Consider the following 15481-nt stretch of genomic DNA (forward strand, 5'->3'; position numbering starts at 1 on the left):
GGTCAATTCAACCAATCACTAAAACAATTGGTATCAACAAACTTGGCACACTATTGAGTTCTCAAACAACAGACACACCCGGCACCACCACCAGCAAAAAACCACCGTGGATCGCTCCGGAGCAACTTTTCAAACTTACCCGCTGGCTTCTCACTTGTCAAACCGGCGTCCGCGACTCTCTACAGCCAAAAGCTTGAGTGTCGGTTTTTCCGTCTGACTCCGTGGAGCAGCGCGGAAATAAACTCTACCACCACTTTTTCCAGATCGCCAACCGGGCCGCAGAGGGCCTTCCGCGCCCCGTACTGGAGACAGGAAAAGGCCCGGAACCACGCGGATTCCGGGCCTTCCCCGCTCATCGGGGACCGGCTGCTAGCCGGCCGCCGGAGCTCCCGGCTTGAAGTAGGCAGCCCCCAGCGGCGGGAGGGTGACGCTCAGCGTTGCCGGCTGGCCGTCCTGTCCCTGGTCCGTTGCCTTCAGCGCACCGGAATTGAGGACACCGGATCCGCCGTAAGTGGTGGCGTCCGTGTTCAGCACTTCGGTCCATGCACCGGCCTCCGGAACCCCCAGGGTGTAGCCGACGTGCGGCGATCCGGAGAAGTTGATGGCGCAAACCAGCGGGTTGTTCTCCTTGTCCCAACGGATGAAGGACAGGACGTTCCGGTCCGCGTCTCCCCCGTTGATCCACTGGAAGCCCCCGGGCTCGTTGTCCCTGGTGTACAGCGCCGGCGTGGAACTGTAGAGCTCGTTGAGGTCCTTGGTGAGCAGTTGCACGCCGTTGTGTGCTGGGATGTCGGCAAGCCACCAGTCGAGCCCATGCTGTTCGGACCATTCCGCTTCCTGGCCAAACTCGGTGCCCATGAAGATCAGCTGCTTGCCGGGGTGCGCCCACTGGTAGGCGAGGAAAGCGCGCAGGTTTGCGAGCTGCTGCCAGCGGTCGCCAGGCATTTTGCGGAGCATGGAGCCCTTGCCGTGGACTACCTCATCATGGCTGATGGGAAGCAGGAAGTTTTCCGTAAAGGCGTAGACCATGGAAAACGTGACGGTGCCGTGGTGCCACTTGCGGTTGATCGGCTCCTCGGAAATGTACTTGAGCGAATCGTGCATCCATCCCATGTTCCACTTCAGGCCGAAGCCGAGGCCGCCATGGCTGGTGGGAGCGGTGACGCCCGGAAACGCGGTGGACTCTTCGGCGATCATCACAGCGCCGGGGTGCGTCTTGTAGACCGTGGCGTTGACTTCCTGGAGGAAGGAAATCGCTTCCAGGTTTTCCCTGCCGCCGAACCTGTTGGGCTGCCACTGCCCGTCCTGCCGCGAGTAGTCGAGGTAGAGCATGGAAGCCACGGCGTCCACGCGCAGGCCGTCAATGTGGAATTCGTCCAGCCAGTACAAGGCGTTGGCCACCAGGAAGTTCCGGACTTCGGTTCGGCCGAAGTCGAAGATCAGGGTGCCCCAGTCAGGGTGCTCGCCCAGGTTCGGGTCTGCGTGCTCGTACAGGGGCTCGCCGTCGAACTGCGCAAGCGCCCAGGCGTCCTTGGGGAAGTGGGCCGGGACCCAGTCCAGCAGCACGCCGATCCCCGCCTGGTGGAGGGTGTCCACCAGGTAGCGGAACTCATCCGGGTGGCCGAAACGGGAGGTGGGGGCGAAGTAGGAGGTGACCTGGTAGCCCCAGGACCCGCCGAAGGGGTGCTCTGCCACGGGCATGAACTCCACATGCGTGAATCCGAGCCACTTGACGTAGTCAACCAGTTCCTTGGCGAGCTCCCGGTAGCTGAGGCCCAGGCGCCAGGAACCGAGGTGCACCTCGTAGACGCTCATCGCCGAGTTGTGGGGATCCCGCTGGGCGCGTGCCTCCATCCATTCGTCGTCCTTGAAGGCGTACGAAGGCTCAACCACCCGGGAAGCGGTCAGCGGGGGCACTTCGGTACCGAAAGCCAGGGGGTCTGCCTTCTCCACCCAGTGGCCGGCCTTGGTCCTGATTTCGAATTTGTAGCACGCCCCTGCCAAAACGCCCGGCACAAAGAGTTCCCATACCCCCGAGGAGCCCAGCGAACGGAGGGAGTTCTCGCGGCCGTCCCAGGCGTTGAAGTCACCCTTGACGCGGACCGCCTGCGCGTTGGGTGCCCAGACGGCAAACGAAACACCGTCTACGTCCCCCATGGCGGACTTGTAGTGCTGGACGTGGGCGCCGAGCACCTCCCAGAGCTTTTCGTGCCGGCCCTCACCGATAAGGTGCAGGTCCACTTCGCCCACGGTGGGCAGGTAGCGGTAGGGCTCGTCCATGGTGACCGGTTCGGCACCCGGGTAGGTGACCGACAGCCTGTAGTCGGGGACGTGCCCGTGCTGCAGCGGTTCAAGGACTGCCACCCAAACGCCATGGGCTTCATGTTCCATCGGCACTTCGCCCGTCGGCGTAATCACGGTCACTGCTTCCGCGAGGTGCTTCACCGTACGGATAGTCACGTGGCCGTAATCGTCAAGGTGCGCGCCCAGGACAGAGTGGGGTGCGTGGTGTTCACCGTTCGCAATCTTGCCCAGGGTGCCCTCGTCCACATGGAGCGGCGCTCCCGGCCGGTCAGTTCGTGCTGAGCCTGTCATTTCGTTACCTTCCGATGCTGCGCCGGCGTGATCGCCGGCGCCGTTACCGCCCAGGAGCCGCCGGGAGGCGTTCACGGGGATCGCCAACCAGTCGGGCCTGTTACGCAATTCATAAACTACTTCGTACAGTGCCTTGTCCAGCCACAATGCCACAAAGAGGGGCGACTCCCTGTCCACGGTCCCGGGCGTCACCGCCGCGTACCCTGCCAGGAAGGCCTCCGCGCAGTCGTCAACCCAGTTGGCCGGGACCTGCGCCCCTTCCTGTTCGCGCTGGGCTGCTCCGGCCGCGTAATCGAAAGACCGCAGCATTCCGACGACGTCCCTCAGGGGAACGTCCGGGACGTTGCGTTCTGCGACGGGCCGCAGCGGTTCGCCTTCAAAATCGAGGATGGCCCACCGCGCAGGGCTTCCCGCGTGCCCCGGGACCTGAAGGATCTGGCCCAGGTGGAGGTCCCCGTGGATGCGCTGCAGCGGGCCGGCCGGTGCGTGGTCCAGCTGGTCGAGCAGTGCGGTCAGGGCGTCGTCGTAAGGGCCGACGGCGCTTCCGGCTTCCGCCCATGCCTGGCGGACGCGCTGGGCTACTGCGGGAGCGATGACCTGGCCCGGCTGGCGCTCCGCTGACTGGCCCAGCGCTTCGGCCAGCCGCTGGTGGACGGTGGCGGTCGCCGCACCGAGCGCGCGGGCTTCTGCCGTGAAGTCAGTGCCGGACCGGGCGGCGTCAACGGCCAGCAGCCATGCGTCCCGGCCGCCCGCCAGGAACTCGTGCGCCACAGCCAGTTCGCCCTGGACATACCGCGGGCCCGCGCCGTTGGCTGCCGCTCCGTTTGCCGCCTGGGCCAGCCATTCGCCGCGCACCCAGCCAAGGGTGGCGGGAACTTCCAACGTGCCTGCAGCCGTCAGGGCAGCACCCACTTCAACTTCCGGATTGGTGCCGTCGGACAGCACCCGGAACACCTTCAGGATGGCGGCAGACTCGCCGTCGTCCACAATGACTGAACTGTTGGATTGCTCACCTGACAGCACCTTCACAACGCCGCGGCTGGTGGGCAGCCGCCGCTCCCCCTCGACACGGAAGCCGGCCGCGGCTCCGTTCGGCGCCTTTTCCCTGTTCCGGATGAGCTCCAGCAAGCTGCCCACGAAGTCGGGATCGTGGACGGCGTCATAGACCCAGGTCCGGGATGGATCCATGCCGGCGGCCTGCCCCACAAGGGCACGTTCCATTCCGGCAGCCGGCGCCTGCCGGAAACTCAAGGGAACCTGGACAACGGCCGTCCGCCTGCCGCCGTCGGGCGTCTTCGTGGTGACGCTCAGGAGGAAGACGGCCAGCCCGGCGTGGCCCGAGGGATCCTCAAGCCCCAGGCTGCCGGCCTGGGACATCTCGAAGTCGGGTGTCTTGACCGGGAACCAGCGCTGCCGTGGCAGCCATTCCTGGAGGAGGGCAGTGAGGGCGGGGGTGAGGATTGGCTGGTTCATATCTCAGTTCTCAATCGAGAGGATCGGAATTGCCTGCGTGTACGGAGACGACGGGTTGGATGCAGCGGACCGGATCCGCAACCAGAAGAAGTCGTGGCTGCCAAGGGTCAGGGTCAGGTTTCCGTCCTCGTTGATGCCGGGGAACGGCTGGCCGCCGAAGACATCGCGCAACCCCCGTCCGGCGAACTGCGGGATCTTCAACTGGGCCGCGACCGGATGCTGCGAGAGGTTGAAGGTGCACAGGATGGTCTCCGCGACGGCGCCCGCCGAGTTGCCGTCCGGAAGTTCGCGGAGGTAGGCCAGTACGGCGTCGTGGTCGGCCTCGACGTGCTTGAACCCGCCGAGGCCGAAGGCGGGGTGGTTCTTGCGTACGCTGAGGATCTGACGGGTCCAGCGCAGCAGCGAACCGGAATGGGCCGCCTCAGCCTCCACATTGGCCATGCTGTAGTTGTACACCAGGGACTGGATGGGCGGCAGGTAGAGCTTGCCCGGATCCGCGTTGGAGAAGCCGGCATTCCGGTCCGGGTTCCACTGCATGGGGGTACGCACGGCATCGCGGTCTTCAAGCCAGATGTTGTCGCCCATGCCGATCTCGTCCCCGTAGTACAGGAACGGGCTTCCGGGCAGCGAAAGCAGCAGGGCGTTGATCAACTCGATCTCAGCGCGGGAGTTGTCCAGGAGGGGCGCGAGCCTGCGTCGGATGCCGATATTGGCACGCATGCGGGGGTCCGGCGCGTACCAGCCCAGCATGGCCGCCCGCTCATCCGCGGTGACCATTTCCAGGGTCAGTTCGTCATGGTTCCGCAGGAAGGTGCCCCACTGTGCCCCGTCCGGTATTTCGGGGGTGTCATGCATGGTCTCGATGATCGGGGCGGCCTTCTGGTCCCGGAGCGCGTAGTACAGCCGCGGCATGATCGGGAAGTGGAAGGCCATGTGGCATTCGGGCTCTTCTTCCGTCCCGAAGTATTCCACCACTTCATTCGGCGGCTGGTTGGCCTCGGCGATGATGACCCGCCCGGGATAGCTTTCGTCCACCATGGTGCGGAGCTTGCGGAGGAACTCGTGGGTGGCCGGAAGGTTCTCGCAGTTGGTCCCCTCCTCTTCGTACAGGTAGGGGATGGCATCGGCCCGGAAACCGTCGATTCCCTGGTCCAGCCAGAACCGGACCACATCGAACAATGCCTCGATGACCTTCGGGTTTTCGAAGTTCAGGTCGGGCTGGTGGCTGAAGAACCGATGCCAGAAGAACTGGCGGCGGATGGGATCGAAGGTCCAGTTGGATTCCTCCGTATCAACGAAGATGATGCGCGCGTCCTGGTACTTCTCGTCAGTGTCGCTCCAGACGTAGAAGTCCCCGTAGGGGCCATCCGGGTCCTTGCGTGACTCCTGGAACCACGGGTGCTGGTCCGACGTGTGGTTCAGGGGCAGGTCGATGATGACCCGGACGCCCCTGGCGTGGGCCTCGGCAACCAGCCGCTTGAAGTCACTGATTGTTCCAAACTCGTCCAGGACCGAGTTGTAGTCGGAGATGTCATAGCCGCCGTCGCGCAGCGGTGACTGGAAGAACGGTGGCAGCCAGAGACAGTCCACGCCCAGCCACTGCAGGTAGTCAAGCCTGTCAATGAGGCCGGAGAAGTCGCCCGAACCGTCACCGTTGGCATCCGCAAAAGCCCTGACCAGTACTTCGTAGAACACGGCCTTCCGGTACCACAGCGGATCATGCTGAAGGCCCGGGGCATTTAGCTCGAACGTGCTCTTGGGAGTGAAATGCTGGCCGGAACTTTGCGGATTGAAATTCACTGATGCATTCTCCTCACGCGCAGGATGTGCGCGGGCTCCACGTGCGGGTCGAGGCGGACGTAGTTGTACTCGCCCCACTCCCAGCTTTCACCGGAGATGAGGTCATCCACGTGGAAGCCGCCGTTATGCGTCAGGTCCCGGGCGTCGAGTTCAAGGGCCGCCAGGTCCAGCGAGACCGTGGATTCCCTGGTCCCGTGCGGATCTACATTGACCACCACGATCAGGGTGTCCTTGGACCCGTCAGGAAGGGTCTTGTGCTTGGAGTAGACCACCGTGGCGTCGTCCGTGCTGTGGTGGACGGTCAGGTTCTGCAGGTCCTGCAGCGCGGGGTGGGCATGCCTGATCTCGTTGAGCCTGGTGATGTACGGGGCGAGGGTCCGTCCGGATTGCGCCGCGGCGTCCCAGTCGCGTTCCTTGTACTCGAACTTTTCGTTGTCGATGTACTCCTCCGCGCCGGGCCTGGCCACATGCTCGAACAGCTCGTAGCCCGCGTAGACGCCCCACAACGGACTGGCCGTCGCTGCCAGGGCGGCCCTGATCCTGAACGCCGCCGGCCCGCCGAACTGCAGGTATTCAGTGAGGATGTCCGGGGTGTTGACGAAGAAGTTGGGGCGGAAGAAGGCCGCTGACTCGTGGCTCACCTCGGTGAAGTAAGACTCGATCTCCTTCTTGGTGTTCCGCCAGGTGAAGTACGTGTAGGACTGCTGGAACCCCGCGCGGCCAAGCGCATGCATCATGGCTGGGCGCGTGAACGCCTCGGCCAGGAACACCACGCCGGAAACCTCTTTGTTTACCTGCGCAATAAGCCATTCCCAGAACCACACCGGCTTGGTGTGCGGGTTATCCACGCGGAAAATCTTTACGCCGTGGCTCACCCACAGCAGCACAATCCGCAGAATTTCGTTTGAAAGCCCCTCGGGATCATTATCGAAATTGAGCGGATAAATGTCCTGGTACTTCTTCGGCGGATTCTCGGCATAGGCAATGCTGCCGTCCACGCGGGTGGTGAACCACTCCGGATGCGACTGTACCCAGGGATGGTCCGGAGCCGCCTGGAGCGCGAGGTCCAGGGCAACTTCCAGGCCCAGTTCGTTTGCCCGCGCCACGAAGGCGTCGAAGTCCTCGAAGGTGCCGAGGTCCGGATGGATGGCATCGTGGCCGCCTTCGGCCGCGCCGATTGCCCAAGGCGAGCCGGGATCGTTCGGGCCGGCGATCAAGGTGTTGTTGGGGCCCTTGCGGTGCTGCACGCCGATGGGGTGGATGGGCGGCATGTAGATAACATCGAAGCCCATGGCGGCGACGGCATCAAGCCGCCTGGCGGCGGTGCGGAAGTTTCCGGAGGTCCAGGTGCCTGTGGTGTGATCCTTGACGGCCCCTTCGGAGCGGGGAAAGAACTCGTACCAGGCGCCCCGTCCGGCACGGTCGCGTTCAACGTTCAGCGGGAACTTTTCGGAGACGGTCACCAGTTCGCGGATGGGCTGGTGCGCCACAACGCCGGCCACGTCGTGGCCGAAGCCGGCCCCGAGGCGCTCCTCCGTGCTCAGCGACGTGTCGGCGAGCCTGTCGGCTGCCGCACGGAGAACGCCCCTGTCCCAGTCGCTGCGGGAGTCGTCTTCGGATGCTTCACCGAGCAGCGCGGATCCTTCGGCCAGCATCAGCTCCACGTCGATTTCGGCGGCCACCTTCACCTCGGCGTTGTGGTGCCACGTGCCGTAGCGGTCGTGCCAGGCCTCGATGGCAAAGGACCAGTTCCCCTCTTCCGACGGCGTGAGCACGCCTTCCCAGCGGTCCGTTCCCATGCCGCGTTCCCCGCGCGGCGGCGCGAGCCTGACCCTCTGGCGCTCATTGCCTTCGGGGTCGAAGAGCACGGCACTGACGCCGAGTTGGTCATGCCCTTCGCGGAAAGCGGTGGCGCCCACCACGATTCCCTCGCCGGGCAAGGCCTTGGCCGGAAATTTTCCATCCTCCACAACGGGCTGCACGGCGGTGATCGGGAATCGTCCGAACCGCAGCCCATCAGTGATGGAGCCGGTCGACATTTTCATTGATACGGCGCTGGTTCCTGAGTTAGTCGTCACAGGCTCGACGTTAGCGAGAAAAGAGCAAGATTGCTAAGCCTGCGCACCAGTTTCTGCGCGTCCCCCGTCATTTACCCAAAAGAAACCCGGCGCTGGTTCCGGCCGCCCATGTTGTCGGTTAGTGTGACGCAGGTGAAGGCAATCCGCAGATTTACCGTCCGTACCGTCCTCCCCGAACCCATCCGGCCGCTGGCCCGCCTGGCGAGCAACCTGCGCTGGTCCTGGCACCGCCCTACGCGGGAACTTTTCGCGGGGCTGAATCCCCGCCTTTGGGAGGAAAGCGGCCAGGACCCGGTGGGTTTCCTGGGGATGGTTAGCCGCGAAGAATTCCAGCAGCTTGCCGCGAACCGCGCGGTGGTGGAACGCGTGCGGGCCGCTGAGGAGGACCTTGACCGGTACCTCGAGGAGCCGCGCTGGTACCAGGGCCTCGGCCCGGATGCCCCTGCATCGATTGCCTATTTCTCGCCCGAATTCGGCATCACCGAGGTGCTCCCCCAGTATTCAGGCGGCCTGGGAATCCTGGCCGGCGACCACCTGAAGGCGGCCTCGGACCTTGGAGTGCCGCTGATCGGTGTCGGCCTGCTGTACCAGGCCGGCTACTTCAAGCAGTCGCTGTCCAGGGATGCCTGGCAACAGGAGACGTACCCGGTCCTGGACCCGGACGGGCTGCCGCTCACGCTGCTTCGCGAGCCTTCGCCGGACGGCATCGGACGCCCCCTGCAGATCTCGCTCCCCCTGCCCAACGGCCGGCGCCTGCTGGCACACATCTGGCGGGCCGACGTCGGACGCGTCCCCCTCCTCCTCCTGGACTCCAACGTCCCCGGCAATGACGACGCCGCCCGCAGCATCACCGACCGCCTCTACGGCGGCGGCGGAGACCACCGCCTGCAGCAGGAGCTGCTGCTGGGCATGGGCGGGGTCAAGGCCCTGCGCGCCTTCCAGCAGCTCACCGGCACTACGGCCCCGGAGGTGTTCCACACCAATGAGGGCCACGCCGGTTTCCTTGGCATCGAACGCATCCAGGAACTCATGGCCGGAGAGCAGGCGCTGACGTTTGACGAGGCCCTTGCAGCCGGCAGGGCGTCCACTGTTTTCACGACGCACACCCCCGTCCCGGCAGGCATCGACAGGTTCGAGATCGCCCAGATCCACCACTTCTTCCAGGCCGGCCTGGCACCCGCCGTTCCCACGGACAGGATCCTGGAACTCGGCCGCGAGAACTACGCTGACGGGAACCCGTCCGTGTTCAACATGGCCATCATGGGCCTGCGCCTCGCGCAGCGCGCCAACGGCGTCGCAAAGCTGCACGGGGAAGTTTCCCGCGGGATGTTCTCCGCCCTGTGGCCGGGCTTCGACCACTCCGAGGTGCCCATCACGTCCGTGACGAACGGCGTGCACGTGCCCACGTGGGTGGACAGCCGCATTTCGCAGCTTGCCCGTGACCAGTTCGGCAGCGAAGCCGAAGCCAACGGCCGGTGGGACCTCGCCTACAACGTCAGCGACGCAGATGTCTGGGCGCTGCGGCGCGAGATGCGGGCGGCCCTGGTGGAGGACGTCCGCCGCCGCCTGCGGGCTTCCTGGAAGAAGCGCGGGGCCGCTGATGCGGAGCTGGGCTGGACGGACAATGTCCTGGACCCGGACATCCTGACCATCGGTTTTGCCCGCCGCGTTCCCACCTACAAGCGGCTCACCCTGATGCTGCGCGAGCCTGAGCGCCTGAAGGCACTGCTCCTGCACAAGGAGCATCCCATCCAGCTGGTCATTGCCGGCAAGTCGCACCCCGCTGACGACGCCGGCAAGAAGATGATCCAGGACCTGGTCAGGTTCACCGACGACCCCGAAGTGCGCCACCGCATCGCCTTCCTGCCCAACTACGACATCGCGATGGCCCGGACGCTGTTCCCCGGCTGCGACGTCTGGCTCAACAACCCGCTCCGGCCGCTGGAGGCCTGCGGAACATCGGGCATGAAAGCCGCGCTCAACGGGTCGCTGAACCTCTCCGTGCTGGACGGCTGGTGGGATGAAATGTACGACGGCGAAAACGGCTGGGCGATTCCCACCGCCAACAACGGCGCATCACCGGAGGAACGCGACGACATCGAGGCAGCAGCTTTGTACGAGCTGCTTGAAACCCAGGTGGCCCCGCGCTTCTACGGCAGCACGGTATCAGCCGGCGCCGGCGCCGCAGGCCCTTCGACGTCGGGGGCCGAGAAGGTGCCCACGCACTGGGTCTCCATGATCAAGCACACGCTCTCGCACCTTGGTCCGGCCGTCTCCGCCGAACGCATGCTCCGCGACTACGTGAACATCCTCTACCGCCCGGCCGCGGAGGCGGGGCGGAACGCCTCTGCCAACTCCTACTCTCAGGCCCGCACCCTGGCGGCCTGGACCGCAAAGGTACGTTCGGCATGGCCGCTGGTGCACGTGGAGCACGTGGACTCCGTGGGCGTCTCCGAGGATCCCCAGATCGGCGACACGCTCCAGGTCAACGCCTACGTGGCGCTGCACAGCCTCACCCCGGAGGACGTATCCGTGGAAGTGGCCTATGGAAGGGCCGAGGAAAGCGACACCCTCACCGACATCACCGTGATGGAACTGAAGGTACAGGAAGACCTCGGCAGCGGGCGCCACCTGTTCAGCGGCTCGCTGGTGATCGACCGGTCGGGACCGTTCGGGTACACCGTCCGGGTCCTGCCGCGGCATGACGCCCTCGCTTCGAAGGCCGAGCTGGGACTGATCGTCAACGCCTAAGGCACCTGCCCCGAACCCTCCGAGAGGAACCCATGGCCGAACGCACTGTATCCGACGTGATCGTGGAACGCCTCAGCATTTGGGGGGTGGACCGCGTCTTCGGCTACAGCGGCGACGGGATCAACGGTTTCATGGGCGCACTGCGCCGCGCCGAAGGCCGGGTCGAGTTCGTCCAGGCCCGTCATGAGGAGACGGCTGCCTTCATGGCGGTGGGCCACGCCAAGTACACCGGCGGGGTGGGGGTGGTCACCTCCACCCAGGGCCCCGGCGCCGTCCACCTGCTGAACGGGCTCTACGACGCCAAGCTCGACGGCGTTCCGGTAGTGGCGATCGTAGGGCAACAAAGCCGCACGGTGCTGGGGTCCGCCTATATGCAGGAGATCGAGCTTACGGTCCTGTTCAAGGACGTGGCCGCCCAGTTCGTCCAGCAGGTCAGCGCACCGGAGCAGGTCCCCATGGTCCTGGACCGGGCCTTCCGCACCGCCAGGGCCACCTCCTCGCCCTGCGTGGTCATCGTCCCGCATGACATCCAGTCGGCACCGGCGCCCGAGCTGGAACAGGAACACGGCATTGTGGTCACCGCGCCCTCGTGGAGCACAGCGACCAGGACGCCCCGGGATCAGGATCTGGAGGCTGCGGCAGCGCTCCTGAACTCCTCGGAACGGGTCGCGCTGCTCGTGGGCCAGGGGGCGCGGCGCGCCGCCGGGGAGGTGCTGGCGGTGGCCGAAAAGCTTGGCGCCGGAATCGCCACAAGCCTGCTTGGCAAGCCCTACATGGATGAGACCCTGCCGTTTGCGGCGGGCACCATGGGACACCTGGGAACCACCGCCAGCGCGCACCTGCTGGGCAACTGCGATGCGCTGCTGATTGTGGGCTCCAATGATCCCTGGACGGAGTTCTATCCTCCGCCCGGCGCGGCCCGGGCTGTCCAGATCGACATCGACGAACGGAAAATCGGCAACCGCTACCCGGTTGAGGTGGGTTTGGCGGGCGACGCCGCTGTGGCGCTGCAGGCACTGGGGGAAAGGCTGCAACCGCGCGCCCCCGGGCAATGGCGAACCGACGTGGAGCGGGAAGTCTCCCGGTGGCGGGCATTGGCCGTGGAAAGGGCTGCCGTCCCGGCGAGCCCCGTGAATCCCGAGCGGGTGGTCCGGGAACTGAACGGCCGGCTGCCCGGGAACGCTTTGGTGAGCATCGACGTCGGCAGTTGCGTTTACTGGTATGCCCGGCAACTGGTCCTTCCGCCGGGCGTCCCGGCGCACCTTTCCGGAACCTTGGCCAGCATGGGGTGTTCCCTCCCCTACGGCATTGCCGCGAAACTGGCGCAGCCGGACCGGCCGGTTGTGGCCCTGGCCGGTGACGGCGCCATGCAGATGATCGGCATCGCCGAACTGGTGACTGTCGCCCACCGGTGGCGGCAGTGGGCCGATCCGCGGTTCGTGCTCTGCGTGTTCAACAACAGGGAACTCACCGAGGTGACGTGGGAGCAGCGGGAGTCCGAGGGCGAGCCGCGGTTCGCCGCAAGCCAGGAGCTGCCGGACTTTCCGTTCGCGGGCTACGCGGACCTATTGGGTTTGAAAGGCATCCGGGTGGAGGATCCTGGGCTTCTTGGCGATGCCTGGGAGCAGGCGTTCGCGGCAGACCGGCCAGTGGTGATCGAGGTGCTGACAGATCCTGAAATCCCCCTCCTGCCGCCGTTCCCGGCCGGCAGGGAGAAGGCGGACAGCATGCGCAAGGGACTGGCTGCAGAGGACGACGGCGGCAGGGCCCTGGATCTCCTGGCGACCTACACGGGCCACGAAGAACGCACCTAAAGCAGGACGGCGGTGACCGCCAGGTCCTTGCCCGCATAGCGCTCGGCGTCCTGGAGGATCTCGCAGATGATCCCGAATGCCCTGTCACTGCGGAAGGGGGCAGCCACCTGCCACAGGACCGTGACCGGAGCGTTGCCGTTATCCGTGATGCTGTCCGCGAAGTCATGCAGTGAATCGTTGAGCGCGTCGAGGTTGACGCCGTAGTGCTCGGGAAAGTTAAGGACCTCGCCGAAGGTTTCCAGGACAGCCTTCTTGCTGTCGGCTGCGGGAACCACCAGGCTGCGGCGTCCGGCGTCGGCCACCTGCTCCTGCAGCTCCTCAAGGGTCCAGGTGTCGCCGGAGTAGATCTTCATGGCTTTGCTCAGCTGCCTTCCGCTATGTATCTGAATGACTCGTAGTGATCGTCCGTGTAGTACTTCTCGCCGTCGGCGCCGGCCACGATGCGGCGCGCTCCCCTGTCCGATTCCCCGGGCGTTGGCACTGTGTACTCGCGGTAATAGCCCCTGTCCCGCCGTGGCAGGAGGCGCTCGAAGTTACCGAAGGCCTGGCCGTCCTGGCTGTAGCGGTACGGTCCGCCAGCGCGGATGAGTTCGAGAACCCTGCGGCCCTCCGCCGGGAGCGCGGACTCGCGAACCTCCGGCAGCCCCGAAGGGTTGTCCTGTCCAGGGGCGCTGGTCCCGGGCCCGGCGCCGGGCGCAGGCATGGCACTGGAGGTGCCCTCCGGCGTCGTAGTTTCCGTCAGCTGGCCGAGGAAGCCCGTGCCGCCGAAGGCCAGGAAAGCAAGCACCATCAGGCCCGCCAGCAACAGGGGCAGGACGGAACGGTTGCGCATTCTGGAAATCCCGGGTGCCTAGCTGCGGTAGATGCTGATGGAATAGGCCTCCACGAGGTCCTTCTCCCCCGAGGCAACCTGCCCGCCCTGGCGTGCCTCATGCAATGGCGAGGTAGTCAGCCGGAGCTCGAACATCCGCGGGGCTGTGGTCCCGGCCGGAACGCGCGGCAGCGTGACCTGCAGGTCCGAAGCGCTGCCGTTCACCACCATCAACCCCGCAAAGCCGCCGTTGTCCGAGCCCAGGAGGAGTTGCAGGACGCGGTTGTGGGGATCGTTCCAGCGCTCCATGGACATCGGGTGGCCGTTCTGGTCGAACCAGTACAGGTAGGACTGCTCGTCCCGGACAGGGAAGTCGTGGGGCTGGGCCGCGAGGAACTCCTTGCGCAGGCGGATGAAGCGCTTGGTGCTGCGGAGCATTTCGTGGGACTCGGGAGTAAGGGTCCAGTCCAGCCATGCGAGCGGGTTGTCCTGGCAGTAGGCATTGTTGTTTCCCTGCTGGGTCCGCGCCAGTTCGTCGCCGGCGGTGATCATGGGAACGCCCAGGGAAACCAGCATGGACGCCATCAAGTTGCGGCGGGCCTGGGCACGCTTGGCGAGGATCGCGCCGTCCTCGGTGGGACCTTCCACGCCGTGGTTGTAGCTCCGGTTATCCCCGTGCCCGTCCCTGTTCTCCTCGCCATTGGCCTCGTTGTGCTTGCGGTCAAAGGAGACCAGGTCATTGAGGGTGAAGCCGTCGTGGGAGGTGATGAAGTTGACTGACGCCAGGCGGGAACGTCCGGAAGGCTGGAAGAGGGCGGCGGAACCGGACAGCGAGTCCGCGAGTTTGGCCATGGGCCCGCCGTGCCCGCCAGCATCCAGGGCGGCGCGGTCAGTGAGCCAGAAGGAACGGACCGCGTCCCGGAAATGGTCGTTCCAGTCGACCCAGCCGACAGGAAAACGCCCGGTCTGCCAGCCGCCGTGGCCCACGTCCCAGGGTTCGGCAATCAGCTTCACGTCGGACAGGACGGGATCGGCGGCGACGGCAACCAGGAACGGGTGCCGCGGGTCAAACTCGTTGGCCGCGTTCCGGCAGAGGGTGACGGCGAGGTCAAAGCGGAAGCCGTCAATGTGGAACTCATCCACCCAGTACCGGAGGGAGTCCAGGACCATCTGGACCACGCGGGACTCACCGAAGTTCAGGCTGTTTCCGCAGCCCGTGGTGTCCACGTATCTCCCGTGCCCGTCAGTGCGGTAGTACGCCTGCTCGCCCAGTCCGCGGAAGCTCAGGGTCTGGCCGTCGGGGCCGCCCTCGGCCGTGTGATTGTAGACGACGTCCAAAATGACTTCCAGCCCGGCGGCGTGGAAGCGTTTAACCATTGACTTGAACTCGTCCTGGACAGCCTGCGGCCCGGCCTTCTGGGCGGCACGCGTTGCGTAGCCGGGGTGCAGGGCGAAGAAAGCCGCTGTGTTGTAACCCCAGTAATTAGTCATCCCCAGGTCCTGCAGGTGCGGCTCGTCCAGATGGAAGTGCACGGGCAGCAGCTGCACCGAGGTGACGCCCAGGCTTGTGAGGTGCTCGATGATGGCAGGGTGGGCCATGCCGGCGTAGGTTCCGCGGAGTTCTTCGGGGACGTCGGGGTGGAGCATGCTTTGTCCCCGGACGTGGGCTTCATAGATGATCGTGTTGCGCCACGGCAGCCGCAGCCGCTCGTCGGTTCCCCAGTCGTAATCGCCTGCCATCCGCACGCTGGCCAGGAAGCCGGCCTGCTGGTCCACGGCGCGCCCGTAGGGATCGAGCAGCAGCGGCTGGCCGGCGTCGTCCTCAATTTCGCTGGTGGGCGCGGCAAAGGGCAGGGACTGCTCGCCGGACGCAGGCCGGAAACCATAACGGGATCCGTACGGCAGGTCCTCGACGATGCCGTGGTGGACGCCGTGGGTGACGTTGGGCAGCGCCTGGGTCCGCCACTCCCCGCCCGGGGCGGCGTAGACGATCTCCAGGCTGGATACGCCCGGCGCATAGCACGCCACGTTGGCCCGCCCTGCGTGGTGGCTGCCTGTCCCGTCCACGTCGGCGCGCGGAACACTGACACCGAGCGGAACCGCCGTGGAGGCGTCCATGGTGGAAGCAGTGTCGAAAAGCGGCATGACCATGACCCGGC

At 65.6% G+C, this 15481-nt stretch carries 9 protein-coding genes; 3 read left to right on the forward strand and 6 right to left on the reverse strand.

Annotated features, from left to right (window positions below; translation table 11 throughout):
* A partial coding sequence (locus PV768_RS17205; protein ID WP_421093675.1) for a hypothetical protein occupies nucleotides 1–197 on the forward strand: 197 nt, incomplete at its 5' end.
* 172 nt (nucleotides 198–369) lie between these two features.
* Here PV768_RS17205 and PV768_RS17210 read toward each other — a convergent pair.
* The 3 genes from PV768_RS17210 to PV768_RS17220 are packed head-to-tail and all read right to left on the reverse strand — an operon-like array spanning nucleotide 370 to nucleotide 7907.
* The gene (locus PV768_RS17210) at nucleotides 370–4068 is read right to left on the reverse strand and encodes a 1,4-alpha-glucan branching enzyme (RefSeq protein ID WP_321215377.1); all 3699 of its coding nucleotides are present in this window, start codon (nucleotides 4066–4068) and stop codon (nucleotides 370–372) included.
* Nucleotides 4069–4071: 3 nt separating this feature from the next.
* The gene (treS, locus tag PV768_RS17215; protein WP_421093676.1) at nucleotides 4072–5868 is read right to left on the reverse strand and encodes a maltose alpha-D-glucosyltransferase; all 1797 of its coding nucleotides are present in this window, start codon (nucleotides 5866–5868) and stop codon (nucleotides 4072–4074) included.
* Complete coding sequence (locus PV768_RS17220; protein WP_321216216.1) at nucleotides 5865–7907, reverse strand: alpha-1,4-glucan--maltose-1-phosphate maltosyltransferase; 2043 nt, start codon at nucleotides 7905–7907, stop codon at nucleotides 5865–5867. Before PV768_RS17220 ends, treS begins: the two co-directional genes overlap by 4 nt.
* A gap of 171 nt (nucleotides 7908–8078) precedes the next feature.
* Between PV768_RS17220 and glgP the strand changes: the two genes are divergently transcribed.
* Entirely contained in the window at nucleotides 8079–10697 is a 2619-nt protein-coding gene (gene glgP / locus PV768_RS17225; RefSeq protein WP_321215375.1) for an alpha-glucan family phosphorylase, read from the forward strand.
* Between the two features lie 32 nt (nucleotides 10698–10729).
* Nucleotides 10730–12511 (forward strand): thiamine pyrophosphate-requiring protein, encoded by a 1782-nt coding sequence (locus tag PV768_RS17230; RefSeq protein ID WP_421093677.1) that lies wholly within the window; start codon nucleotides 10730–10732, stop codon nucleotides 12509–12511.
* Here the strand turns inward: PV768_RS17230 and PV768_RS17235 are convergent.
* Genes PV768_RS17235 through glgX form a run of 3 tightly spaced genes read right to left on the reverse strand, consistent with a single transcriptional unit; the run spans nucleotide 12508 to nucleotide 15473 of the window.
* Nucleotides 12508–12864, reverse strand: coding sequence for a barstar family protein (locus tag PV768_RS17235; protein ID WP_104996833.1), 357 nt, complete (start codon nucleotides 12862–12864; stop codon nucleotides 12508–12510). The genes PV768_RS17230 and PV768_RS17235 overlap by 4 nt on opposite strands.
* Before the next feature lie 8 nt (nucleotides 12865–12872).
* Entirely contained in the window at nucleotides 12873–13343 is a 471-nt protein-coding gene (locus PV768_RS17240) for a ribonuclease domain-containing protein (RefSeq protein WP_323058106.1), read from the reverse strand.
* An 18-nt stretch (nucleotides 13344–13361) separates the two neighbouring features.
* Complete coding sequence (glgX, locus tag PV768_RS17245) at nucleotides 13362–15473, reverse strand: glycogen debranching protein GlgX (protein WP_157239106.1); 2112 nt, start codon at nucleotides 15471–15473, stop codon at nucleotides 13362–13364.
* Between the last annotated feature and the right edge of the window lie 8 nt (nucleotides 15474–15481).

The sequence above is a fragment of the Pseudarthrobacter sp. CC4 genome (assembly GCF_048957775.1).
In the GTDB taxonomy this organism is placed as follows: domain Bacteria; phylum Actinomycetota; class Actinomycetes; order Actinomycetales; family Micrococcaceae; genus Arthrobacter.

Bases quoted from the DNA above. Each gene is read 5' to 3' on its own strand.
- PV768_RS17240 (WP_323058106.1), bottom strand. From the start codon at position 13,343: ATGCGCAACCGTTCCGTCCTGCCCCTGTTGCTGGCGGGCCTGATGGTG.
- glgX (WP_157239106.1), bottom strand. From the start codon at position 15,473: ATGGTCATGCCGCTTTTCGACACTGCTTCCACCATGGACGCCTCCACG.
- PV768_RS17230 (WP_421093677.1), top strand. From the start codon at position 10,730: ATGGCCGAACGCACTGTATCCGACGTGATCGTGGAACGCCTCAGCATT.
- PV768_RS17235 (WP_104996833.1), bottom strand. From the start codon at position 12,864: ATGAAGATCTACTCCGGCGACACCTGGACCCTTGAGGAGCTGCAGGAG.
- PV768_RS17210 (WP_321215377.1), bottom strand. From the start codon at position 4,068: ATGAACCAGCCAATCCTCACCCCCGCCCTCACTGCCCTCCTCCAGGAA.
- PV768_RS17220 (WP_321216216.1), bottom strand. From the start codon at position 7,907: ATGTCGACCGGCTCCATCACTGATGGGCTGCGGTTCGGACGATTCCCG.